Annotated in this window: 24 protein-coding genes; 15 read left to right on the forward strand and 9 right to left on the reverse strand. The window is 75.9% G+C overall.

The genetic code is table 11. The features are described 5' to 3' along the window. Positions 1–66 precede the first annotated feature (66 nt). The 3 genes from ACI79D_RS10265 to ACI79D_RS10275 all read left to right on the forward strand — a co-directional run bounded on the left by ACI79D_RS10265 (position 67) and on the right by ACI79D_RS10275 (position 2,752). Positions 67–921 (forward strand): alpha/beta hydrolase, encoded by an 855-nt coding sequence (locus ACI79D_RS10265; RefSeq protein ID WP_456918285.1) that lies wholly within the window; start codon positions 67–69, stop codon positions 919–921. Between the two features lie 123 nt (positions 922–1,044). Further along, positions 1,045–1,473 carry a YciI family protein gene (locus tag ACI79D_RS10270; protein WP_456918286.1) on the forward strand — a complete coding sequence of 143 codons (429 nt, stop codon included), beginning with the start codon at positions 1,045–1,047 and terminating at the stop codon, positions 1,471–1,473. Positions 1,474–1,489: 16 nt separating this feature from the next. Beyond that, positions 1,490–2,752 carry an RNA polymerase sigma factor gene (locus ACI79D_RS10275; protein ID WP_456918287.1) on the forward strand — a complete coding sequence of 421 codons (1,263 nt, stop codon included), beginning with the start codon at positions 1,490–1,492 and terminating at the stop codon, positions 2,750–2,752. A 63-nt stretch (positions 2,753–2,815) separates the two neighbouring features. Here the strand turns inward: ACI79D_RS10275 and ACI79D_RS10280 are convergent, their stop codons facing one another. Then, entirely contained in the window at positions 2,816–3,184 is a 369-nt protein-coding gene (locus ACI79D_RS10280; protein ID WP_456918288.1) for a hypothetical protein, read from the reverse strand. A 132-nt stretch (positions 3,185–3,316) separates the two neighbouring features. After that, positions 3,317–3,646, reverse strand: coding sequence for a hypothetical protein (locus ACI79D_RS10285; RefSeq protein ID WP_456918289.1), 330 nt, complete (start codon positions 3,644–3,646; stop codon positions 3,317–3,319). 190 nt (positions 3,647–3,836) lie between these two features. On the opposite strand from ACI79D_RS10285, the gene ACI79D_RS10290 reads away from it, so the two are divergent. Further along, complete coding sequence (locus ACI79D_RS10290) at positions 3,837–5,351, forward strand: alkaline phosphatase PhoX (protein ID WP_456918290.1); 1,515 nt, start codon at positions 3,837–3,839, stop codon at positions 5,349–5,351. A 48-nt stretch (positions 5,352–5,399) separates the two neighbouring features. Here the strand turns inward: ACI79D_RS10290 and ACI79D_RS10295 are convergent, their stop codons facing one another. Next, on the reverse strand, positions 5,400–5,858 hold the full coding sequence (locus ACI79D_RS10295; protein ID WP_456918291.1) for a GNAT family N-acetyltransferase: 459 nt from the start codon (positions 5,856–5,858) through the stop codon (positions 5,400–5,402). A gap of 96 nt (positions 5,859–5,954) precedes the next feature. Between ACI79D_RS10295 and ACI79D_RS10300 the strand changes: the two genes are divergently transcribed. The 6 genes from ACI79D_RS10300 to ACI79D_RS10325 all read left to right on the forward strand — a co-directional run bounded on the left by ACI79D_RS10300 (position 5,955) and on the right by ACI79D_RS10325 (position 12,192). Then, positions 5,955–6,977 carry an iron ABC transporter substrate-binding protein gene (locus tag ACI79D_RS10300; protein ID WP_456918292.1) on the forward strand — a complete coding sequence of 341 codons (1,023 nt, stop codon included), beginning with the start codon at positions 5,955–5,957 and terminating at the stop codon, positions 6,975–6,977. A gap of 65 nt (positions 6,978–7,042) precedes the next feature. Continuing rightward, complete coding sequence (locus ACI79D_RS10305) at positions 7,043–8,560, forward strand: ABC transporter permease (RefSeq protein ID WP_456918293.1); 1,518 nt, start codon at positions 7,043–7,045, stop codon at positions 8,558–8,560. A gap of 22 nt (positions 8,561–8,582) precedes the next feature. Then, the gene (locus ACI79D_RS10310; protein ID WP_456918294.1) at positions 8,583–9,617 is read left to right on the forward strand and encodes an ABC transporter ATP-binding protein; all 1,035 of its coding nucleotides are present in this window, start codon (positions 8,583–8,585) and stop codon (positions 9,615–9,617) included. Between the two features lie 231 nt (positions 9,618–9,848). Next, a complete protein-coding gene (locus tag ACI79D_RS10315) occupies positions 9,849–10,658 on the forward strand; it encodes an aldolase/citrate lyase family protein (RefSeq protein ID WP_456918295.1) in 810 nt (269 codons plus the stop codon). Then, entirely contained in the window at positions 10,655–11,509 is an 855-nt protein-coding gene (locus tag ACI79D_RS10320) for an NAD-dependent epimerase/dehydratase family protein (protein ID WP_456918296.1), read from the forward strand. The genes ACI79D_RS10315 and ACI79D_RS10320 overlap by 4 nt, the downstream gene beginning before the upstream one ends. After that, a complete protein-coding gene (locus tag ACI79D_RS10325) occupies positions 11,506–12,192 on the forward strand; it encodes a glycosyltransferase (protein WP_456918297.1) in 687 nt (228 codons plus the stop codon). The genes ACI79D_RS10320 and ACI79D_RS10325 overlap by 4 nt, the downstream gene beginning before the upstream one ends. Positions 12,193–12,237: 45 nt before the next feature. Here the strand turns inward: ACI79D_RS10325 and ACI79D_RS10330 are convergent, their stop codons facing one another. Together ACI79D_RS10330 and ACI79D_RS10335 are read right to left on the reverse strand one after the other, a co-directional pair. After that, positions 12,238–13,635: an ArnT family glycosyltransferase gene (locus tag ACI79D_RS10330; protein WP_456918298.1), complete on the reverse strand. Its 1,398-nt coding sequence runs from the start codon at positions 13,633–13,635 to the stop codon at positions 12,238–12,240. A gap of 113 nt (positions 13,636–13,748) precedes the next feature. Then, on the reverse strand, positions 13,749–14,276 hold the full coding sequence (locus ACI79D_RS10335) for a DUF6328 family protein (RefSeq protein ID WP_456918299.1): 528 nt from the start codon (positions 14,274–14,276) through the stop codon (positions 13,749–13,751). 115 nt (positions 14,277–14,391) lie between these two features. Between ACI79D_RS10335 and ACI79D_RS10340 the strand changes: the two genes are divergently transcribed. Further along, positions 14,392–14,622: a hypothetical protein gene (locus tag ACI79D_RS10340; protein ID WP_456918300.1), complete on the forward strand. Its 231-nt coding sequence runs from the start codon at positions 14,392–14,394 to the stop codon at positions 14,620–14,622. Positions 14,623–14,733: 111 nt separating this feature from the next. On the opposite strand, the gene ACI79D_RS10345 is transcribed toward ACI79D_RS10340, so the two are convergent. The 3 genes from ACI79D_RS10345 to ACI79D_RS10355 form a co-directional block, all read right to left on the reverse strand. After that, a complete protein-coding gene (locus ACI79D_RS10345; protein ID WP_456918301.1) occupies positions 14,734–15,273 on the reverse strand; it encodes a hypothetical protein in 540 nt (179 codons plus the stop codon). A gap of 92 nt (positions 15,274–15,365) precedes the next feature. Then, positions 15,366–15,635 carry a DUF2277 domain-containing protein gene (locus ACI79D_RS10350; protein ID WP_456918302.1) on the reverse strand — a complete coding sequence of 90 codons (270 nt, stop codon included), beginning with the start codon at positions 15,633–15,635 and terminating at the stop codon, positions 15,366–15,368. A 51-nt stretch (positions 15,636–15,686) separates the two neighbouring features. Then, positions 15,687–16,307 carry a hypothetical protein gene (locus tag ACI79D_RS10355; protein WP_456918303.1) on the reverse strand — a complete coding sequence of 207 codons (621 nt, stop codon included), beginning with the start codon at positions 16,305–16,307 and terminating at the stop codon, positions 15,687–15,689. 117 nt (positions 16,308–16,424) lie between these two features. On the opposite strand from ACI79D_RS10355, the gene ACI79D_RS10360 reads away from it, so the two are divergent. Beyond that, positions 16,425–16,826, forward strand: a complete 402-nt coding sequence (locus ACI79D_RS10360; RefSeq protein WP_456918304.1) for a hypothetical protein — start codon at positions 16,425–16,427, stop codon at positions 16,824–16,826. A gap of 86 nt (positions 16,827–16,912) precedes the next feature. Then, positions 16,913–17,812 (forward strand): SDR family NAD(P)-dependent oxidoreductase, encoded by a 900-nt coding sequence (locus ACI79D_RS10365; RefSeq protein WP_456918305.1) that lies wholly within the window; start codon positions 16,913–16,915, stop codon positions 17,810–17,812. A gap of 1 nt (position 17,813) precedes the next feature. Here the strand turns inward: ACI79D_RS10365 and ACI79D_RS10370 are convergent, their stop codons facing one another. Then, positions 17,814–18,533 (reverse strand): GAF and ANTAR domain-containing protein, encoded by a 720-nt coding sequence (locus tag ACI79D_RS10370; protein WP_456918306.1) that lies wholly within the window; start codon positions 18,531–18,533, stop codon positions 17,814–17,816. Positions 18,534–18,725: 192 nt separating this feature from the next. Here ACI79D_RS10370 and eat point away from each other — a divergent pair, with 192 nt between their 5' ends. Further along, positions 18,726–20,186 carry an ethanolamine permease gene (eat, locus tag ACI79D_RS10375; protein WP_456918308.1) on the forward strand — a complete coding sequence of 487 codons (1,461 nt, stop codon included), beginning with the start codon at positions 18,726–18,728 and terminating at the stop codon, positions 20,184–20,186. Then, positions 20,183–21,598 carry an ethanolamine ammonia-lyase subunit EutB gene (locus ACI79D_RS10380; protein WP_456918309.1) on the forward strand — a complete coding sequence of 472 codons (1,416 nt, stop codon included), beginning with the start codon at positions 20,183–20,185 and terminating at the stop codon, positions 21,596–21,598. The genes eat and ACI79D_RS10380 overlap by 4 nt, the downstream gene beginning before the upstream one ends. Positions 21,599–21,760 lie beyond the last annotated feature (162 nt).

Here is a 21,760-nt window from a genome sequence, read left to right on the forward strand (position 1 = left end):
CGGACGCCCCCGGTGCGGCAACGACGCCGCGCCGGGGGCGTCCTCCTTCGGACCACGAGGAGCCCCGTGAGCCTGCCCACCGGCGGCCCGCAGCTGGTGGACGTCCCCGCCGAGGGCGGCGAGCTGCTCCAGGGCCTGCTGTACCCGCCGCCGCGCGAGCCCGTCGCGGCGCTGCTGCACGTGCACGGCAAGGGCGGCAACTGCTACTCGGGCCCGCCGCGGACCCTCCCGCCGCTGGTGGCCCCCGACCGCTTCGTGCACCTGGCCCTCAACCTGCGCTGCCACGACCTCGGCTACAGCCGGCTCGGCGACGCTCCCGGGATCGCGACCGGCGCCGAGGCCGCGTACGGCGGCATGTGGGAGCGGCTCGACGACGGGCCGGCCGACCTGCGCGCCGGCGCGGCCTGGCTGCGCGAGCGGACCGGCCTGCCGGTGTTCGTCGTCGGCCACTCCGCCGGCGGCTACTTCCTCGGCGACTGGGCACCGCGCGCCGACGAGGTGGCCGGGCGGGTGTTCCTCTCCCCGTTGACGTCGGTGCGGTTCCCGCTGACGGCCTGGTTCGACGACGACGCGGCGCTGGACCGCGCGCGGGCGCACGCCCAGGAGCTGGTCGACCGCGGGGAGGGTCACCTGCTGATCCCGGTCCCCGCCTGGTACTTCGCGATCTCCGCCGCCTCGTTCCTCGAGCGCCTCGCCGAGCGGCCGGGCCGCTGGCTGGACGGCGTCGACGCCTCGCCGACCCCGCTGCTGCTGGCCTGGGGCGGCGCGGAGACCCGGGCGCCGGCCTGGCGCGACCTCTACGCCCGCATGGCGGTCGCCGACCGGCGCTGCGTCGAGCTGCCCGGCGCGGGCCACGAGTACGGCGGCGTCGCGGCGGACCTCGCCGCGGAGATCACCCGCTTCGTCGACGCCCACGTCTGAGGTCCGCTCGAGAACTCCTGGTGCGCCGTGTCGATCTGTGCGATTGCTGTTCGACGTGGTGGTGAGGGCGGGGTGGACGCCGGTCAGCCCAGGCCGGGGCCCCGTCGGCGAGGAGGAACCGCGATGCGCTTCATGGTGATCGTCAAGGCGAACGAGGCCACCGAGAACGGCGTCCTGCCCACCGAGCAGGAGCTCGCCGAGATGGGCGCCTACAACGAGCAGCTCGTCAAGGCGGGCGTGATGCTCGCCGGCGAGGGCCTGCACCCCAGCTCGAAGGGCGTGCGGATCCGGTACGACGAGGACGGGAAGAGCACGGTCGTCGACGGCCCCTTCGCCGAGACCAAGGAGCTCATCGCCGGCTACTGGGTGCTCCAGGTCAGCTCGCGCGAGGAGGTCGTCGAGTGGCTGAAGCGGGCGCCGTTCCGGGAGGGCGAGGTGGAGATCCGCCAGGTCTTCGAGGCAGACGACTTCGGCGAGGCGTTCACCCCCGAGCTGCGCGAGCAGGAGGACCGGCTGCGGGCGACCGTCGAGGCCCAGCAGAAGCAGGCCTGAGTCGCCGAGGGCGGCGATGAGCAGCGCGACGACGACGCACCGGGTCGTCGAGGCGGTCTGGCGGATCGAGTCCGCCAAGCTCGTCGCCGCCCTCACCCGCGTCACGGGGGACGTCGGCCTGGCCGAGGAGCTGGCCCAGGACGCGCTGGTCGCGGCGCTGGAGCGGTGGCCCGAGACGGGGGTGCCCGACAAGCCCGCGGCCTGGCTCATGGCCACGGCCAAGCACCGGGCGGTCGACGCCTTCCGGCGAGCGGAGCGGCTGCAGCGCAAGACCGCCGAGCTCGGCCGCGAGCTGACCGACGCCGAGGAGCCGGACTGGGCGGCCGCCCTCGACGAGGTGGTCGAGGACGACCTGCTCCGGCTGGTGTTCATCGCCTGCCACCCGGTGCTCTCCCGCGAGGCGCGGGTGGCGCTGACCCTGCGCCTGCTCGGCGGCCTGACCACCGACGAGATCGCGCGGGCCTTCCTCGTGCCGGAGTCGACGGTGGCCCAGCGGATCGTCCGCGCCAAGCGCACGCTCGCCGCCGCCCGCGTGCCGTTCGAGATGCCCATCGGCGCGGACTTCACCGCCCGGCTCACCTCGGTGCTCGAGGTGGTCTACCTGGTGTTCAACGAGGGCTACGCGGCGACGGCGGGGGCGTCCTGGACCCGCCCGGAGCTGTGCCAGGAGGCGCTGCGGCTCGGCCGCATCCTCGCCGGACTGACCCCCGGCGAGGCCGAGGTGCACGGCCTGGTGGCGCTCATGGAGATCCAGGCCTCCCGCATGCGGGCGCGCACCGGTCCCGACGGGCAGCCGGTCCTCCTGCTCGACCAGGACCGCGCCCGCTGGGACCACGTCCTCATCGGCCGCGGCCTGGCCGCGTTGCGCCGGGCCGAGGACGCCGGCACCGGTCTGGGGTCCTACGGGCTGCAGGCGGCCATCGCGGCCTGTCACGCCCGCGCCCGGACGGCGGAGGAGACCGACTGGCCGCGGATCGCCGCCCTCTACGAGGCGCTGGCCGAGCTGTCGCCCTCGCCGGTCGTCGAGCTCAACCGCGCCGTCGCCGTCTCCCGGGCCTACGGGCCGGCGGCCGGGCTGGAGCTGGTCGACCAGCTCACCGGCGTCCCGGCGCTGCGCGGGTACCACCTGCTGCCGGCCGCCCGCGGTGACCTGCTGCTGCAGCTCGGCCGCGCGGCCGAGGCCCGCCGGGAGTTCGAGCGGGCCGCTGCGCTGACCCGCAACGAACGGGAGCGCGACGTGCTGCTGGGCCGGGCCGCCGCCTGCGGCCTGCCGGGCTGACGCTCGACGGCGCACCAGCCGCCCGGCTGACGGTCGACTGCCCGCCGGCCGCCCGGCCGACCCTCAGCTGCGCGCCAGCCGCCCGGCGTGCTCGGCCTCCCCCGGCCGCACGTCGGAGGCCGACGACCCGGCCAGCCGCCACTGGGTGCGGACGCCGTCGGGGCCCACGCACTCCCCGCGGGCCAGCGCCTCCTCGACCAGGGCGCGGACCTGCGCCTCGTCCGCCGGGTCGCTGGCGAACAGCACCCGGACCCGCAGCTGCTCGCCCTCGCGCACCGTCGCGGTGTGGTGCGGCGCCAGGGGGCACGGCGGCTCGTGGGACCAGCTGCCGCAGAGGGCGAGGGTGACCGCGCCGCCGGGAGCGCGGTCGTCGCCGCCGGCCGGGATCGCGAGGACGGCGTCGTGGGCGTAGGCGCGACGGCCGGTGGTCACGCTCGGAGCGTGGCGCCGCGGGCGGCGCGGTGTCCACCGGTGACCCACCTCATACAGAACGGGACCGTCTCGTAGACTGGGGTCGATCGGCGGAGGCCCGGTGGCACGGGGGGCCCGGGCCTCCGCCCGGTCTCAGCCGGAGTGCCCGCCGAGCCGGGCCAGCAGCGCCCGGGCGAACGCGGCAGCGGCCGGGTCGGCCGGGGCCCCAGCCGGGTCGTCCGGGGCCGCGGCGCGCAGCCAGGCGGCGAGCGGACCGGCCAGCGCGGGCGACAGCGCGGCGATCCACTCACCGGTGCCCGCGCGGGCCTCGGCGACGTGCTCGGTCCCGCCGCCGGGCAGGTGTGCGACCACCTCGGGCCGCGTCGCCAGCAGGCCACCGACCCGCCAGTCGCCGGCCGTGGTCCGGGTCGCCAGCGCCTCGAGCCGGTCGGCCGCCGTCCGCAAGAGCTCGGCCTCGTGCACGCGCGCATCGTGCCCGACTGCGCAGCGTGACCAGACCACGACGCTTCAGGCGTGTCGGACGACGCGCCGCGGCGTTCGTGGGCCCTCCGGCTCCGGGACACGGGACGTTCGCCCCTGGTTGCGGAGTCCGTCACCTCCGCTGCTCAGCGTGAGCTCCGTCTGCACGGTCAGCGAAAGAGGGAAGAGGCCCGTGACCACATCCGAACGACTCCCCGAGACCCCCGCCGTCTCCCGCCGCTCGTTCCTCGGCCGCGGCGCGGCGACGGGGCTGGGCATCGTCCTCGTCGGCAGCGTCGACACGATCTTCGGCGCCGGCCCGGCCGCAGCGCAGGGGCGCGACCGGAACGGCGACGGGGCCGGGGAGGCGGGGTACGGCCCGCTCGTGCCCGACCCCGCGGGCATCCTCGCCCTCCCGGCCGGCTTCTCCTACACGATCATCGCCGAGACGGGGGTCACCGACCTGGAGGAGGGCGGCAAGACCCCCGCCGACCCCGACGGCGCGGCGAGCTTCCCCCTCCGCCGGGGCGGGACCGTCCTCGTCTACAACCACGAGGTCGGAAGTGACGAGGAGAACCCCGTCCCGCGGATCGCGGGCCTCGTCTACGACGAGTCCGGCGGCGGCGGGACGACGAACCTCGAGGTCGACCGCGACGGCAACCGGGTGCGCGAGTACGTCAGCCTGGCCGGCACGGTGAACAACTGCGCGGGCGGCAAGACGCCGTGGGACACGTGGCTGACCTGCGAGGAGACCGAGGTGGTCGAGGGCGACGAGGGCAGCTACGGCGCGCTGACCAAGCGGCACGGCTACGTCTTCGAGGTCGACCCCCACGACCAGGACGCGAACCAGGACCCGAAGCCGATCAAGGCGCTGGGGCGCTACCCGCACGAGGCGGTCGTCGTCGACCCGCGGCGCGGCCACTTCTACCTGACCGAGGACGCCGCCGGTCCCTACGGGCTGTTGTACCGCTGGACCCCGCCGGAGGACTTCCGCCCGGGCAAGGACCGGCTGCGCGACCTCGCCGACGACGCCGGGACGCTCGAGGCCCTGAAGGCCTTCGACGGCGGCCGGCACGTGCCCGACCTCTCCGTCGCCGAGGAGATCGGCACGACCTACTCCGTGGAGTGGGTCGAGGTGCCCGACCGGGACGCCGCGACGACGTCCACCCGCAAGCAGTTCGCCGACGACGAGATCACCCGCAGCCAGAAGCTCGAGGGGATGTGGTGGGCCGACGGCGGCGCGTACTTCACCGCCTCCTTCGCCCGGACCGCCGAGGACGACGCGGAGGAGGCCAGTGCCGCGTCGCACGACGGGCAGGTGTGGTTCCTCGACCCGAGGAAGGGGACCATCGAGCTGACCCTGCGCTTCGCGTACACGCCATCGGACCAGGACGGCGACCCGGACGGTCCCGACAACATCACCGTCTCGCCGTTCGGCGGCGTCATCATCGCCGAGGACGGCGAGGGCGTGCAGCACCTGGTCGGCGCCACCGACGACGGCGAGGCCTTCCTCTTCGCCCGCAACGAGACCGAGGCCCAGTCGGAGTTCACCGGGCCCAACTTCTCCCCGGACCGCCGGATCCTCTTCGCCAGCATCCAGGGCGACGGCAGCGGCCCTGCTGAGGGCGAGGCCGGTCCCGACGAGGGCGCGGACCCGGCCAACCCGGGCTACGTGTTCGCCATCACCGGTCCGTTCAGGCACCTCTGAGACCCGGGAGGGGCGGCCGCCGGAGTTCCCGGCGGCCGCCCCTCGTCGTCACGCAGTCTCGCGGCGCATCGGGATGTGCGGGATGCCGTCCTCGACGTAGCCGGGGCCGCTCCTGCGGAAGCCGAACCGGCCGTACCAGTCCTCCAGGTGGGCCTGCGCGCCCATGGTGATCGGCAGCCCGTCGCACAGCGCGATGCCGGCCTCGATGAGCTCGGCGGCCAGCCCCTTCCCCCGGTGCGCCGCCGCGGTGGCCACCCGGCCGATGGCGCGGGTGGCGCCGTCGTCGAGCACCCGGATCGTCGCCGCCACCTCGCCGTCCACCTCGTGCCACAGGTGCACGGTGGTCGGCTCGACGTCCCGCCCGTCCAGCTCCGGGTACGGGCACTGCTGCTCGACGACGAAGACGTCGACCCGCAGGCGGCACAGGCCGTAGACCTCGAACGGGGTGAGCTCGGCGAAGCGGGCGGTGCGCAGGCGCGGTCGGACGGCGGGCGATCCGGCGGTCATGCCCCAGTTGTAACCCACGCGCCCGGGCCCGCCGGGGGCTCCCCGTGGTACACCTAGCGGTCAGGGTTGCCTTGCCTATCTCGCGGAGGACCGCACGTGACCAGGCCCGGGCGGAAGACCGCCACGCTCCTGCCCGCCCTGACCGTGGCGGCCGTGCTCGCCGGGTGCGGGTCCGACGGCGGCTCCGGCGGGGACGCGCTGACCGTCTACAGCGCCCAGCACGAGAGCCTGGTCCGCACGATGCTCGAGGACTTCACCGCGGAGACCGGCATCGAGCTGGAGTTCCGCGACGCGAACGACGCCGAGCTCGCCAACCAGATCGTGCAGGAGGGCGAGGCCTCGCCGGCCGACGTCTTCCTGACCGAGAACAGCCCGTCGATCGACATCCTCGACCGCGAGGGGCTCCTGGCGCCGCTGGACTCCTCGACCCTCGACCAGGTGGGCGAGCAGTACCGGCCGTCGTCGGGCAACTGGACCGGGTTCGCCGCCCGGTCGACCGTGCTGGTCTACAACCCCACGCAGCTGCCCGAGGGCGAGCTGCCGGCGTCGATCCTGGACCTGGCGAACCCGGAGTGGCAGGGGCGGATCGGCATCGCGGCCGGCGGCCCGGACTTCCAGGCGATCGTCGCCGCCGTCCTCGCGCTGCGCGGGGAGGACGAGACCCGCGCGTGGCTGGAGGGGCTGGAGCGCAACGCCGCCGTCTACCAGAGCAACACCGCGGTCATGGTGGCCGCCGACGAGGGCGAGATCGACGCCGGCGTGATGTACCACTACTACTGGTACCGCGACCAGGCCGAGAACGCGCTCAAGGGCGACGACGCCGCACTGCACTACTTCCGCAACGGCGATCCCGGCGCCTTCCTCAGCGTCTCCGGCGCCGGTGTCCTCGCCTCCTCCGACCAGCAGGAGGAGGCCCAACAGCTGGTCGCCTACCTCACCGGCCCGGAGGCCCAGCAGAAGCTGGCGGAGAGCTCGGCGCTGGAGTACGCGGTCGGCAACGGCGTCGCCTCCGCCGAGGCGCTGCCCCCGCTGGCCGACCTGCAGGCGCCCGACGTCGACCCCGGCTCGCTCGACCAGCAGCGGGTCACCGAGCTGATGCAGCAGGTGGGGCTGCTCTGAGCGCGCCGCCGGCCGTCGGCCCCGGGACGACGGTCGTCCCGGGGCGCGTCCGCCCGCGCTCGGCCGTGCGCCGCAGCCCGGTGGTGCTGCTGCTGGCCACGGCCGTCGCCGCGCTGGCCCTGCTGCCGCTGGGCTACATCGCCGTCTCCACCGTCGACGTCGGCTGGAGCGGCGTCCGCGAGCTGGTGTTCCGACCGCGGGTGGCCGAGCTGCTGTGGAACACCGCCCGCCTGGTCGGCGGCACGGTGCTGCTGTGCGCCGTCCTCGGGGTCGGCGCGGGGTGGCTGGTGGAGCGCGCGGCGCTGCCCGGACGGCGGGTCTGGCACGTGCTGCTGGTCGCGCCGCTGGCCGTGCCGGCGTTCGTCAACAGCTTCGCGTGGATCTCCCTGCTGCCGGGGCTGGACACCTACGGCGGCGCGCTGCTGGTCGTGACCCTGTCCTACTTCCCGTTCGTCTACCTGCCGGTGGTCGCCGCCTTCCGCGGCCTGGACCCGGCGCTGGAGGAGACCGCCCGGGGGCTGGGGCTGTCGGGCTGGGCGGTGTTCCGGCGGGTGCAGCTGCCCCAGCTGCGGGTCGCGCTGCTGGGCGGCAGCCTGCTGGTCGCGTTGCACGTGCTGGCCGAGTTCGGCGCGCTGCAGATGCTGCGCTACCCGACCTTCACCACGGCGATCTACGACCAGTACCGGGCCACCTTCAACGGGCCGGGCGCCACGATGCTCGCCGGCGTCCTCGTGCTGCTGTGCCTGGTCCTGCTGCTGGCCGAGCTGCGGCTGCGCGGTCGGCGCGGCTACGCGCGCACCGGGGCCGGGGTGGCCCGGGCCGGCCGGCCGGTGCGGCTGGGGGCGCTGGGCGTCCCGGCGCTGCTGGGCCTGGCGGCCCTGGTCGGGCTCTCCCTCGGGGTGCCGCTGGCCAGCCTGGCCACCTGGCTGGTCCGCGGCTCGTCCACCGGGCTGGACCCCGCCGCCTTGGCCGCCACCACCGGGACGACGCTCGCGCTGGCCGCCGCGGCCGCCGTCGTCACCACCGCGATGGCGCTGCCCACCGGCTGGCTCGCCGTCCGGGCCCGCGGCCGGGTGGCCACGGTGCTGGAGCGCAGCACCTACCTGGGCAGCTCGGTGCCGGCGATCGTCATCGCGCTCGCGCTGGTGACCATCGCCATCAACGTCACGCCGTGGATCTACCAGACCGTCCCGGTCCTCCTGGCCGCCTACGCGATCCTCTTCCTGCCGCGCGCGATCGTGACCGTGCGTGCCGCGGTGGAGCAGTCGCCGCCGATCCACGACGACGTCGCCGCCTCGCTCGGGTCCTCGGCGGCCGACCGGCTGCGGCGGGTGACCCTGCCGCTGCTCGCGCCCGGCATCGGCGCCGGGGCCGCGCTGGTCTTCCTCGCCGTCGTCACGGAGCTGACCGCGACGCTGCTGCTCGCCCCCACCGGGACGACCACGCTGGCCACGGCGTTCTGGTCGGCGAGCAGCGCCCTGGAGTACGGAGCTGCCGCGCCCTACGCCGTGGTCATGGTGCTGCTGTCGGCGCCGGCCACGGTGCTGCTCTCCCGCGACGCCCGGCGGGGGCTGACCACCTGATGCCCGACGAGGACCCGACGACATGAGCTCCCTGACGGTCACCGCCGTGACCAAGTCCTACGGCGCCACCCCCGTGCTCACCGGGGTGGACCTGCACGTGCCGGAGGGCGGGTTCACCGCGCTGCTGGGACCCTCCGGGTGCGGGAAGACGACGCTGCTGCGCCTGGTCGCCGGCTTCGACGACCCGGACGCCGGGACGATCGCGATCGGCGGCCGGGAGGTGGCCGGACCCGGCCGCAGCGTCGCCGCCCGGCGCCGGCGGATCGGCTTCGTGCCGCAGGAGGGCGGGCTGTTCCCGCACCTGACCGTCGCCGGCAACGTCGCCTTCGGCCTGCCCCGCCGGCAGCGTCGCGACGCCGGGCGGGTGGGTGCGCTGCTGCGCCTGGTCGGCCTGGACGCCGGGCTCGCCGAGCGCTCGCCGCACCAGCTCTCCGGCGGCCAGCAGCAGCGGGTCGCGCTCGCCCGCGCGCTGGCCCCGGAACCGAGCCTCGTGCTGCTCGACGAGCCGTTCTCCTCCCTCGACGCGTCACTGCGGGAGGAGACCCGGCAGGCGGTGGCCGACGCGCTCGCCGCCGCCGGGGCGACCGCGGTGCTGGTCACCCACGACCAGGCCGAGGCGCTGTCGATGGCCGACGAGGTGGCGGTGCTGCGCGGCGGCCGGCTGGTGCAGCTGGCCGAGCCTCGGACCCTCTACCGCAGTCCGCGCGACCTCGACGTCGCCACGTTCGTGGGGGAGTCGGTGGTCCTGGACGCGGAGGTCCGCGCCGGGCGGGCGCACTCGGCGCTGGGCGACCTCGCGCTCGGCGGCACCTGCCCCGACGGCCCGGCCCGGGTGCTGCTGCGCCCCGAGCAGTTGCGCCTCGGACCGGTGGGGGAGGGGCCGGCGGCGCGGGTGCGCGGCGTCGACTTCTTCGGCCACGACGCGCGAGTCCGGCTGGAGCTCCCCTCGGGGCTGCGGCTGAGTGCCCGGCTGGAGGGCTGGGATCTGCCTTCGGCGGGGGACGACGTGTCGATCCGCGTGGTCGGTGCGGCGGTGCCGTTCCCCGCCGTCGTCTGACGCCGTCGGGAGCATCGCAGCGAGCGCCAGCGAGCGAGGAGCGGACCGGCGGCGGCACGCGACCCGTGGGCACCGTCGTCTGACGCCGTCGGGAGCATCGCAGCGGGCGCCAGCGAGCGAGGAGCGGACCGGCGGCGGAAGGCGACCCGTGGAAGGCGACCCGTGGGCACCGTCGTCTGACGGCGCGCCTCGAGGCGCCGCGCAGCGTTAGGTATGCCTAAGCTCACGCCCGTGGATCTCTTCCTCTTCACGGTCGACGCCGAATGGGGAGCCGACGTGGTGGCCGCCGGCGCGGCCGGGATCGTCGTCGACTGGGAACGCCGCGGAAAGCACCGCCGGCAGCTGGGGGAGGGGACCCAGATCAGCACCGACACCCCCGAGGACCTCAGCCGCGTGCGGGCGGCCACTGCCGGCCGGCTGCTGTGCCGGCTCAACGGCTTCGGCCCGTGGACGGTCGACGAGGTGGACGACGCCGTCGCCCGGGGTGCCGACGAGCTGCTGCTGCCCATGGTGCGCACGCCGGAGGAGGTCGACCGCACCCTCGACCTGGTCGCCGGTCGCTGCGGCCTGGGCATCCTCGTCGAGACCCTGGACGCCGTCGCGGAGGTGGCCGAGCTGGCCCGCCGGCCGCTGTCCCGGATCTACGTGGGCCTCAACGACCTGCGCATCGAGCGCCGCTCGGACTCGCTGTTCGCCCCGCTCGTCGACGGCACCGTCGACTCCGTCCGGGCCGCGGTGCCCCAGCCCTTCGGGGTCGGCGGGCTCACCCTCCCCGGCGGCGGCTTCCCGGTCCCGGGCGAACTGCTGGCCGCCGAGCTGCTCCGGCTCGGCACCGACTTCACCTTCCTGCGCCGCTCGTTCACCGCGGACATGGCCGGCCGCGACCCGGCGGTGGAGGTGCCCAGGCTGCTCGGCGCCCTCGACGCGCTGGACCGGGCGACCCCCGACGAGGCCGCGCAGCGGCGGGCGGCCTTCGTGGCGGCGGTGACCGGGGGCGTGACGGCGTCGCAGGGCGTGGTGCCGGTGCCGCAGCCGGCATGAGGGCCGTGGTGACCGGTGCCGGCGGCTTCGTCGGACGGCACCTGGTGGCCCGGCTGCGCGCCGACGGCTGGTCGGTCGTGGGACTCACCCGGGCCGACGTCGACCTGACCGACCCGGACGCCGCCGCCACCGCCGTCCGCGCGGCCGATCCCGACGTGGTGTTCTCCCTCGCCGCCGGGCGGGCGAAGGCCACCGCCGCGCAGCGGGCCGCCACGGTCGCGGTCAACACCAGCCCGTGGCTGGTCGACGCGCTGCCCGACCGCTGCCGCACCGTGGTCCGGCTGGGCTCGTCGACCGAGTACGCCGCCGGCCCCGCGCCGCTCACGGAGGACGCCGCGCTGCGCCCCCGCGGCTTCTTCGGTGCCACCAAGGCGGCCGGGTCGCTGCTGCTGCAGGCCGCGGCCGCCGAACGCGGCGTCCGGGCCGTCGTGCTGCGCGCCTTCCAGGTGTACGGCCCCGGGGACCACCCGACCCGGTTGGTACCGGTCGTGCTCGACGCCGCCCGGACCGGCGCGGTGGTCCCGCTGCCGACCCGGGCGAGCCGTCGCGACTGGGTGTGGGTGGGCGACGTCGTCGACGCGTGCGTGCGGGCCGCTCGGGCCGACGACCTGCCCGCGGGGCAGGTTCTCAACGTGGGCACCGGCGTACAGACCTCCATCGAGGAGCTCGTGGAGATCGCTGCGCGGGTCACCGGTCGGCCGATCACCACGGCGCCCGGCGCCCACCCGGGCCGGGAGTGGGACACCGACTGCTGGGTCAGCGACCCGTCCCTGGCAGCAGCCCTGCTGGGCTGGCGGCCGACGGTCGGCCTGGCCGAGGGGCTGGCCCGGACCTGGGCAGCCCTGTCGTGACCGGCGCGACCGGACCGCTGGTCGCCGTCATCGTGCCGGTGTACCGGAACGAGGCGACGCTCGAGCCGCTCGCCGACCGGCTGGCCGCCGCGCTCGCCGGGCGGAACTGGCGACTGCGGCTGGTCATCGACGCCTCGCCCGACGACAGCGCACGCGTGGCGTTCGCCCTCAGCGCGGCCGACCCGCGGATCGCCGTCACCGGGCTGACGGTCACCGGCGGCCAGCACGCGGCACTGGCCCGGGGGCTGGCGGCCGAGCCCGGCGCCGACGTCTGGGTGTGCATGGACGCCGACCTGCAGGACCCGCCCGAGGCGGTGCCCCTCCTGCTGGACCGGCTGGCCGACGGCGACGTCGAGGCCGTCTTCGCCGGACGCCGCGGCGACTACGAGTCGCGGCTGCGCCGGCTCACGGGCACGGCGCACCGCCGGGTCGCGGCGCGGCTGACCGGCCTGCCTCCGGACGCCGGTGCCTTCCTCGCGATGGGGCCCCGGGTGCGGGCGGCCGTGCTCGCCGAGGAGGCGCCCAGCATCGTGCTCGCCGTCGGGCTGGCGCGGCGGCCGGTGGCCACCGTGCCGGTTGCCCGCTCGCGCCGCCCGGAAGGTCGGTCGGCCTGGAGCGCGCGGGCCCGGCTGGTGCAGTCGGCGCGGTCGCTGTTCTGGGCGGCCCGCCACCGCCGAGGCTGAGCGGACCCCCGTCGCGTTCGGGACCGACCTTGACGTCCCGCCGTTCTAGTGTTCCCAGACCTGGACGACGAGGTCGGTCTTGCCGGCCGGGAAGTCGTACTCGGCGGTCATCCGCATCCCCGCGGACTCGAGGATGCCGTCGTCGTCGGTGGGCACCGGCTGCCCGTCGATGAGCCGGCGGACGAGCCAGACGCGGGCCGCGTCGGCGGGGGCGTCGTCCGGCGGGAGGACGACATCGGGACGCAGCTGCGGTGCCGTCGTCCGGACGTAGTGGTCCAGACCGGTCGCCGAGCGCTGATCGGCCGCGACGACGGGCTCCCCGGCCCGGTGACGCTCGGCGATCAAGGCCACCACCTCGTCGGCGCGCTCCCGCGGCTCACGGTCGGCGAGCGGGGCGCAGGCCAGCAGCGCGCAGGCCACGAGCAGCCCCGCCACCGGAGCGCGGGCCGCCCGGGGCACGGTCAGGGCTCCCGCCGCCGCCAGCACACCCAGGCCGAGGAGGCCGGCGAGCAGGTAGCGGGGCAGGTAGACCGGCCGCACCAGCTCGGCGGCGAGCAGGAGCACCAGCGGGACCAGCACCCAGCAGATCCCCACGACCCGCACCCCGACGGCACGCACGGCGCCGAGCACGGCCAGCCCGACGGTGAGGTAGAGGAGCGGGCCGCGCCCCCCGGCCCACGCCTCGACGGCCTGGTTCGCCAGCGTCCCGCCGGTGTCGCGCAAGTGCTGGGCGTTGCGGGCACCGGTGCCGTTGAGCAGGTTCACCACGACGAGCCCGACGGTCGGCAGGACGGCGGCCGCCCCGATGGCCATCAGCGGCAGGGCACGCCGACCCCGCAGCAGCAGTGCCGCGACGACGAAAGCGGCCAGGACGGTGACCGCGTACCAGTGCATCAGCCCCATCCCGGCGCCGGCCAGGCCGAACAGGACCCGCCCGCGCGGCGCCTCCTGCAACCACCGGACCAGCCCCAGGGCGGCCCCGCCGGTCGCCAGGACCGCCAACCCGTAGCTGCGCGCCTCGACAGCCTGCTCGAGCAGCAGGGGAGCCGAGGCCAGCACGGCGCCGGCCAGCACGCCGGTGGCCCGCGTGGCCACCCGGCTCACCGCCCGGGTCACCAGCGCGATCCCGCCGGCGGTCGCCAGCAGCGACAGCGCCCGCAGCGACGTGTCACCGCCCACGCCGGGCAGCGACGTCCAGGCGGAGACGACCAGGTAGTAGGGCGCGTTGTACGACGGGGGGACGTCGACCAGGTAGCTCGTCGTCCCCCGGCCGCTGACGACCGCCGCGAGGATCTCCCGGAAGGGCAGCCGGCCGACCTCCGCGGTGAACAGTTCGTCGAACCACAGCCCGTGCCCGGGAGCCAGGAGCACCGCACCGAGGAGCACGACGAGCAGCGGGGGGAGGAGCTCGACCGGTGACCAGCGCACCGAGGCCGCAGCCACTGACGGCGGAGCCTGCAGCCTGTCCGCCGTCGCGCTCACACGGGCAGGTTAGGCGACCCTTCCCCGCTGCGGTCGTCCCCAGGCGGGTGCCGCGCGGCGCGCGGGGGCCGCCGTCAGTCCTCCGGCTCGTCCTGCCCGCTGTGCGCCCGCGCCCAGTACGGCACCGCGATCCACCACCACACCAGCAGCAGGGCAACCGCCCCGGCCGTGATCCACGCCTGGAGAGCCGCGAACACCACGTCGGTCACCAGCAGCACGGCCGACGAGATGGCGAGGGCCAGCACGATCAGTCCGGCGAACGCCGACCGGTGGCTGCGCCGCAGCAGGTTCTCCTTGTCGTGCTGGCGGAACAGCACCCGGTGCTGCGCGGCCGGGGCGATGAGCAGCCCGGTCGCGACGGCGGCCGCCAGCAGGGTCACGAAGTACACGTCCCGCTGGAACTCCGTGAGCTCCTCGCCACCCGGCTGGAACGGCACGACCAGCAGGAAGGCGAAGAGGAACTGCACACCGGGCAGTGCCACCCGCAGCTCGTTGAGCAGCTCGATCAGCTCGCGGTCGATCCGCTGCTTGCGGGACTCGCCCGGTTCGCCGTCGCTCTCCCGGCCGGAGTGGCGTGCCGGGCCTCGCTCCGTGTCGACCATGCCTGTCACCGCCTCCTGGCGTTCACCCGCCGTTCACCTGGCGGTGAGTACTTCCACCAACGCGTCCGGGGTATGCGGATGACCTCCGTGACGGGTCAGGAGAGGTGGGTCGGGCATGTCGATGTGGGCACCGATGGAGGCCGAAGGCGGCCGCGCGCAGGACGACGGGATCCCTGCAGCCGACCCGGGCGCGGGCGCACCGGAGCCGGCCGAGGGCTACGGAGTCGGCGGGGAGGAGCCCGACCGGCCGGAGGAGCGGCAGCCGTCGGCGGACGACGGCGGCCAGCACGCCGACCCGCCCTTCCGGACCCCGGACCCGGGCGACCTCACCCGCGGCGACCGTTGACGCGCCGGGGCTGAGCGTCGCGCTGGGCCCGCGCAGGTCACGGCCCGGCCGGCACCGCCGGGGCGTCGTGGATTGCGGGGCTGCGGGTTCCGCGCTCTGCCGGGCGGCGGGTCACCGCTGGGCGACGCCCCGGGCCACCTCGGCCGGCCGCTGCTGCTCGCCCGCGTAGGAGCTGACCGCGACCAGCGCACCGGTCAGGGCCGGGATCACCCACTGCAGCCGGTCGAGCTGCTCCTGCGCGGCGGCGACCTCGGCCTTGGTGCGCTTGGCCGGCTTGGTGCCCGACCGCGCCGGGACGGAGCCGGCGCCCGACACCACCTGGCCGAGGGTCCGGCTGTAGGCGGTGACGCCCAGCGCGGCGAAGGTCAGGGCGGTCTTGAGCACGCTCATGCCGGCCACCCCCTGCTGGCGCGCGACGCGGCCGCGGTTGCCGAGCAGCTGCCCGACGCTGCCGACCAGGTGTGCGCCGATCGCCGCGGCGTTGACCGGCGTCCAGCGGTCCCACCCGGCGTTGGCGACCCGGCCGGTGCCGCGGCCGCTCCCTGCCTCCCCGGCAGCGGGGTTGAGGGCGACCGCGTTGGCGAGGGTGCCGCCGAACCAGGCCGCCAGGCCGAGGTCGTGCAGGCTGCGGGACACGGTGTTGCGAGCCATGGCTGCGCTCCGGGGGAGGGGGGAGGGGACCCGCCGGTCCTACCCCTGGCCGCCGGCCGCCACACCGGTTGTGCGCAATCGAAGCCGGCGGGTCAGGTGCCGTACCGCAGCGCCGCCCGCTGGCGCGCCTTGGCCGCCTCCACCTCGCGGTCCTTCGGGGGAGCGGTCGTGACCATGGCCGCCAGCAGTCGTGCGGACGCCTCGGCCACCTCGGCGACGGCGCGGTCGAAGACCTCCGCGTTGGCCCGGGAGGGCCGCGTCGAGCCGCTGATCTTGCGCACGTACTGCAGCGCGGCCGCCTGGATCTCCTCGTCGGTCACCGCCGGCTCGAAGTTGGCCAGCGGTCGGATGTTCCGGCACATGGGCCAGAGCGTAGGAGCGGCCGCCGACAGCCGGGAGCCCCCGCGGAGGGATCAGGCGGTGAAGCCGGCCCGGTCGATCCGCCGGTGGTAGCGGGTGCCGAGCCGGCCGCCCACCACGGCGCCGAGCAGGGTGACGACGGCCATCGCGAGCAGGGTGACGATCCCGGCCGTGGTGGCGGTGCCCTCGTCGATCGGGATCCGCGGCAGGTGCAGCGCCTCGAGCACGTTGTACTCGCGGCCCAGCAGGTACCCGGCCACCGAGAGCACCACCACGACGAGCAGCCCGACCAGCCAGACGGCGACGCCCTGGCGCACCCCGCTGAAGCGGGCCATCCGCCCGGCCACGTACCCGCCGGCGAGGTAGGCCACGAAGAGCACCACCAGCAGCGCGATCGCGCCGCCGAGGCCGATCGTGTCGGCCTGCTGCGCGGCGTCGTCCGCGGAGGCGATCCCCTGGGTGAGGCCCAGCGCGACACCGGCGGCGGACAGCAGCGCGATGAGCAGGACCGCCAGCCCGTTGGCCGACAGCCAGCCGAAGAACGCCGCGCCCCACTTCACGCCGCCGAAGGCCGACCGCTGCGCGGCGACCGCGTCGCGCGCGGCGCCGCGGGTGGCCGAGGCGCCCTCGCGGGCGGCGTCGGAGTCGTGGACCGTGCGCTCGTTGCTCGCCATGGCGGCTCCTCCGGCGGGCCGGGAGCGCCGCTCCCGGACGGTGGCCGCGCCGGCCGGTCGCCGCCGCGGGTGCAGCGGGACGATTCCCCAGGTCGCAGCCGACAAACGGAGGGGCACATGACGGTGCTGCTGGTCGACGCGGCCAACGTGGTCGGCGCCCGCCCCGACGGCTGGTGGCGCGACCGGGCGGGTGCGACGTCCCGGTTGCTGGAGCGGCTCGCCCCGCTGGGCGGGCGGCTGCTACCCGGCCCGGACGGGGCACGCGTGGGGGTCGACGAGATCGTCGCCGTCGTCGAGGGCGCGGCCCGCTCCGTGCGCGCGCCGGACGGCGTCACCCTCGTCCGCGCGCCCGGGAGCGGGGACGACGCGCTGGTCGCCCGTGCGGGCGAGCTCGCGCGGGAGGGGCGCGACGCCCTGGTGGTGACCGCCGACCGCGGGCTGCGGGCGCGGCTGCCGGAGGGCGTGGCGGTCGCCGGCCCCGGCTGGCTGTGGTCCGCGCTGGACGCCCCGCCCGCATGACCCGCTCGCGGCAGGGGTAGGGACGGCGGACGTCGAGCCGGGGCGTGCCAGCGCTGTGCGTGCCCTCCCCCTCCCCGAGGAGCCGCATGCCGCCGTCCACCGCGCCGTCCCGCACGCCCACCGTCCTCGTCACCGGCGCCTCCAGCGGGATCGGCCGGGCCACCGTCCACGCGATGGCCGCGCGCGGCGCCGCCCTGGTGCTCGTCGCCCGGGGCCGCGAGTCACTGGAGGAGGCGGCCGCCGAGGCCCGGGACCGCGGCGCCGGTGCGGTGCTCGTCTGCCCGGTCGACGTCAACGACCCCGACGGTCTCCAGCAGGTCGTCGACGCCACCGTGGCCCGCTTCGGGCGGCTGGACGCCGTCGTCCACGCGGCGCAGACCATGGCCTACGGCCGGATCGAGGACGTGCCCCGCGAGGCGTTCGAGGCCGTCGTCGACACCGGTCTCCACGGCACGGCGAACCTCGCCCGAGCGGTGCTGCCGGTGTTCCGGCGGCAGGGCAGCGGCCACCTGGTCGTCGTGAGCTCGCTGCTGGCCTCGGTCACCGCGCCGCTCATGGGCACCTACGCGGCGGCCAAGTGGGGGCAGCTGGGGCTGGTCCGGACGCTGCAGCAGGAGCTCCGGGACGCCCCCGGCGTGCACGTCTCGGCGGTCGCCCCGGGCGGGGTCAGCACGCCGATCTACTCCCAGGGCGCGACGTGGGCGGGCAGCACCGGCCGGCCGCCCCCACCGGTCTACACCGCCGACCGCGTCGCCCGGGCCGTCGTCGCCCGGCTGGACCGGCCCCGGCGCCTGGTGCAGTCCGGGTTCGGCAACTGGTTCGTCATCGCCGGGTTCCGCCTGTTGCCGGGCCTCTACGACGTCCTGGTCGGCCCGCTGTTCCGCAGGCTGGCACTGTCCGGGGACGACACCGGCCCCACGGAGGGCAACGTGTTCGCCTCCCGGCCGCAGGGCAACGCGAAGGACGGCCGCTGGCGCGGGATCTGACTCACCAGCGGGCGGGCCGCTCCGGCAGGTCGGCCTCGAAGGCGGCGACGAGTCCGGCGGCGACGTCCCTGAGCTTGACGTTGCGCCGCTGCGAGGAGTGCTTGAGCAGCGCGAAGGCCTGCTCGGCGGTGCACCGCTCCTGGGCCATCAGCAGCCCGACGGCCTGGCCGATGACGGTGCGCGTGTCCAGGCCGCCGCGCAGCTGCTCGGCCTTGTCGTCGCCGTCGGCGATGCGCAGCGCCACCGCCAGCGCGCCGGCGGCCTGGCCCGCCCAGCGGGCGGCTACCGCCTCGTCCGCGGGACCGAAGGCGCGCGGCTCGGTGGAGTACAGGTTGAGCGCCCCGCGGCTGCGGCCCTCGACGGTCAGCGGCAGCGACAGCGACGACCGGACGCCGACCTGGGCCGCCAGCGCCGGGTAACCGTTCCAGCGCTGCTCGGCGAGCATGTCCTCGACCCGGACGACGACGCCCTCCCGCATCGCCGCGAGGCAGGGGCCGTCGTCGAGCCGGTACTGCCGCTCGTCGGCCTCCTCGGCGAGGACGTCGGTGGCGCTGACGGTCACCGCGCCGTCCGAGCGGGCCAGGGTCAGCCCGCACGCCCCCGCCTTCGGGGTGTGGCGCACCGCCAGGTGGACGAGGTCGCCGAGGAACTCGTTCAGGTCGCCGCCGGACGCCAGCAGTGCGAGCAGGTCGGCGTCCTCCGGCCCGAGCCCTTCTCTCACCGATGTCCTCCCCGCGCCATCCGGTCGTGCACGACCGACGAGTATGCGTCACCGCGGGCCGCGCCGGGACAGGGACGCCCGCGTCGGGCCCGTGAACGGCGCGTACCGATCCGTCGACGACGGTTGACCGGTCCGGGCGGGAGGACCACCCTGACCCCACCCGTCCGCCGGGGGCCGACCGGAAGGCACGGCATGACCGCCGATCCCGCTGCCCGCTCCTCCGCCCCCCACCACGCCGGCGTCGAGGCCGAGCGTGTCGACGAGGGGTACCTCCACAAGCGCCAGCTGCGCACCGGGACCGCGGGCTGGCTGCTGCTCGCCGGCCTGGGCGTCTCGGCGGTCATCTCCGGCGACTACGCCGGCTGGAACTTCGGCCTCGCCGAGGGCGGCTTCGGGGGGCTGCTGATCGCGACGGTCCTCATGGCGGTGATGTACACCGCCATGGTGTTCGGGCTGGCCGAGCTCGGCTCGGCGCTGCCGACGGCCGGCGGCGGCTACACCTTCGCCCGCCGCGCGCTCGGCCCCTGGGGCGGCTACGCGACCGGCGTGGCGGTGCTCATCGAGTACGCCATCGCCCCGGCCGCGATCGCCACCTTCATCGGCGCCTACGTGGAGTCGCTCGGGCTGTTCGGCATCACCGACGGCTGGTGGGTCTACCTGGTCGTCTACGCGCTGTTCATCGGCATCCACCTGATGGGCGTCGGCGAGGCGCTCAAGGCGATGTTCGCCGTCACCGTGGTCGCGCTGCTCGGGCTGGTCGTCTTCCTCGTCGGGGCGGTCCCGCAGTTCGACGCGGGCAACCTGCTCGACATCGCGCCCACCGACGCCGCGGGCGCGTCGTCGTTCCTGCCGTACGGGCTGATCGGCATCTGGGCGGCCTTCCCGTTCGCGATCTGGTTCTTCCTCGCCGTGGAGAGCGTGCCGCTGGCCGCCGAGGAGGCCCGCGACCCGGCCCGCTCGATGCCGCGCGGGATCGTCGCGGCGATGGGCGTGCTCGTCCTGCTCGCCGTCCTCATGCTGGTCTTCACCCCCGGCGCCGGCGGGTCGTCGACGATCGCCGCGTCGGGCAACCCGCCGGTCGACGCGCTGGCCGCCTCGGCCGCACCCGACGCGCTCACCACGGTGGTCAACTACGCGGGCCTGTTCGGCCTGGTGGCGAGCTTCTTCTCGATCATCTACGCGTACTCGCGGCAGACCTTCGCGCTCTCCCGCGCCGGGTACCTGCCGCGGGCGCTGTCGGTGACCAACGCGCGCAAGGCGCCGATGCTCGCCCTGCTCGTGCCCGGCGCGATCGGCTTCGTGCTCTCGCTGACCGGGCAGGGCGCGATGCTGCTGAACATGGCCGTCTTCGGGGCGACGGTGTCCTACGTGCTCATGATGGTCAGCCACATCGTGCTGCGCCGCCGCGAGCCGGACCTGGAGCGCCCGTACCGGACCCCCGGTGGCGTGGTCACCACCGGGGTCGCGCTGGTGCTGGCCGCCGCGGCGGTGGTCGCCACCTTCCTCGTCGACGTCACCGCCGCGTTCTGGACCCTGGGCGCCTACGCGGTGTTCCTCGCCTACTTCGCCCTCTACAGCCGGCACCACCTGGTCGCCTCCGCGCCGGAGGAGGAGTTCGAGCTGCTGGCCGCCGCCGAGGAGGAGATGGGATGAGCGTGCGCCGGGCGACGGTGGGCGGGCACACCCACGAGTTCCCCACCCTGGTCGAGCTGCTGGCCAAGGCGACCCCGGCCCGCTCCGGCGACGTCCTGGCCGGCTGCGCCGCGGAGTCGGCCGCCGAGCGGGTGGCCGCCCAGTCGCTGCTGGCCGACCTGCCGCTGGCCACCTTCCTGGAGGACCAGGTCGTCGGGTACGAGGAGGACGACGTCACGCGGCTCGTCCTCGACACCCACGACCGGGCCGCCTTCGCGCCGGTGGCGTCGCTGACCGTGGGCGAGTTCCGCGACCGGCTGCTGGCCTGGGCCGCGGCCGGCGACGAGGCGGCCATCTCCGCGCTCGCCCCGGGGCTGACCCCGGAGATGGTCGCGGCCACGTCCAAGCTCATGCGCAACGCCGACCTGGTCGCCGTCGGCCGGCGGACCCGGGTGGTGACCGGGCTGCGCAGCACCCTCGGCCTGCCCGGCCGGCTGGCCTCCCGGCTGCAGCCCAACCACCCCACCGACGACCCGCTGGGGGTGACCGCGTCGATCGTCGACGGCCTGCTGCAGGGGTGCGGGGACGCCGTCATCGGGATCAACCCGGCCACCGACTCCCCGGCGCGCACCGTCGCGCTGCTGGAGCTGGTCGACGCGGTCATCAGCCGCTACGAGATCCCCACCCAGTCCTGCGTGCTCGCGCACGTGACGACCACCCTGCGGGCGCTGGAGGCCGGGGCGCCGGTCGACCTGGTGTTCCAGTCGGTCGCCGGCACCCAGGCGGCCAACCGCGGGTTCGGCGTCACCCTCGACCTGCTCGCCGAGGCGCGGGCGGGAGCGCTGGCGCTGGGCCGGGGCACGGTGGGGGAGAACGTGACCTACTTCGAGACCGGCCAGGGGTCGGCGCTGTCGGCCGACGCCCACCGCGGCATCGGCGGCCGCCCGGTGGACCAGCAGACGCTGGAGGCCCGCGCCTACGCCGTCGCCCGGCACTTCTCCCCGCTGCTGGTCAACACCGTCGTCGGGTTCATCGGGCCGGAGTACCTCTACGACGGCAAGCAGGTGCTCCGCGCCGGGCTGGAGGACCACTTCTGCGGCAAGCTGCTCGGCCTGCCCATGGGGGTGGACGTCTGCTACACCAACCACGCCGAGGTCGACGAGGACGACATGGACGCGCTGATGCTGCTGCTCGGCGCGGCCGGCGTCACGTTCCTCATCGCCGTCCCCGGGATGGACGACGTGATGCTGCACTACCAGTCGCTGGCGTTCTCCGACGTGCTCACCACCCGGTCGGTGCTGGGGCTGCGGCCGGCGCCGGAGTTCGAGGCCTGGCTCGCGCGGATGGACCTGCTCGACGACGACGGCCGGGTCCGGGAGCTGACCGCCGACGCGCCCGCGGCCCGGGCGCTGCTCGCGGCGGCGTCGGCATGAGCTCGGCCCTCAATCCGGCAGAAATGGCCACTTCTGCCGTCGGGCGGTCGACCCCGGACCCGAGCGGGGGGGGGGGGGGGGGGGGGGGGGGGGGGGGGGGGGGGGGGGGGGGGGGGGGGGGGGGGGGGGGGGGGGGGGGGGGGGGGGGGGGGGGGGGGGGGG

The organism is Geodermatophilus sp. SYSU D00708 (assembly GCF_054050115.1).

Excerpts from the sequence above, each read along its gene's own strand:
- ACI79D_RS10350 (WP_456918302.1), bottom strand. The coding sequence starts at position 15,635 with ATGTGCCGGAACATCCGACCGCTGGCCAACTTCGAGCCGGCGGTGACC.
- ACI79D_RS10365 (WP_456918305.1), top strand. The coding sequence starts at position 16,913 with ATGCCGCCGTCCACCGCGCCGTCCCGCACGCCCACCGTCCTCGTCACC.
- eat (WP_456918308.1), top strand. The coding sequence starts at position 18,726 with ATGACCGCCGATCCCGCTGCCCGCTCCTCCGCCCCCCACCACGCCGGC.
- ACI79D_RS10340 (WP_456918300.1), top strand. The coding sequence starts at position 14,392 with ATGTCGATGTGGGCACCGATGGAGGCCGAAGGCGGCCGCGCGCAGGAC.
- ACI79D_RS10275 (WP_456918287.1), top strand. The coding sequence starts at position 1,490 with ATGAGCAGCGCGACGACGACGCACCGGGTCGTCGAGGCGGTCTGGCGG.
- ACI79D_RS10355 (WP_456918303.1), bottom strand. The coding sequence starts at position 16,307 with ATGGCGAGCAACGAGCGCACGGTCCACGACTCCGACGCCGCCCGCGAG.
- ACI79D_RS10295 (WP_456918291.1), bottom strand. The coding sequence starts at position 5,858 with ATGACCGCCGGATCGCCCGCCGTCCGACCGCGCCTGCGCACCGCCCGC.
- ACI79D_RS10360 (WP_456918304.1), top strand. The coding sequence starts at position 16,425 with ATGACGGTGCTGCTGGTCGACGCGGCCAACGTGGTCGGCGCCCGCCCC.
- ACI79D_RS10335 (WP_456918299.1), bottom strand. The coding sequence starts at position 14,276 with ATGGTCGACACGGAGCGAGGCCCGGCACGCCACTCCGGCCGGGAGAGC.
- ACI79D_RS10320 (WP_456918296.1), top strand. The coding sequence starts at position 10,655 with ATGAGGGCCGTGGTGACCGGTGCCGGCGGCTTCGTCGGACGGCACCTG.
- ACI79D_RS10380 (WP_456918309.1), top strand. The coding sequence starts at position 20,183 with ATGAGCGTGCGCCGGGCGACGGTGGGCGGGCACACCCACGAGTTCCCC.
- ACI79D_RS10270 (WP_456918286.1), top strand. The coding sequence starts at position 1,045 with ATGCGCTTCATGGTGATCGTCAAGGCGAACGAGGCCACCGAGAACGGC.
- ACI79D_RS10310 (WP_456918294.1), top strand. The coding sequence starts at position 8,583 with ATGAGCTCCCTGACGGTCACCGCCGTGACCAAGTCCTACGGCGCCACC.
- ACI79D_RS10345 (WP_456918301.1), bottom strand. The coding sequence starts at position 15,273 with ATGGCTCGCAACACCGTGTCCCGCAGCCTGCACGACCTCGGCCTGGCG.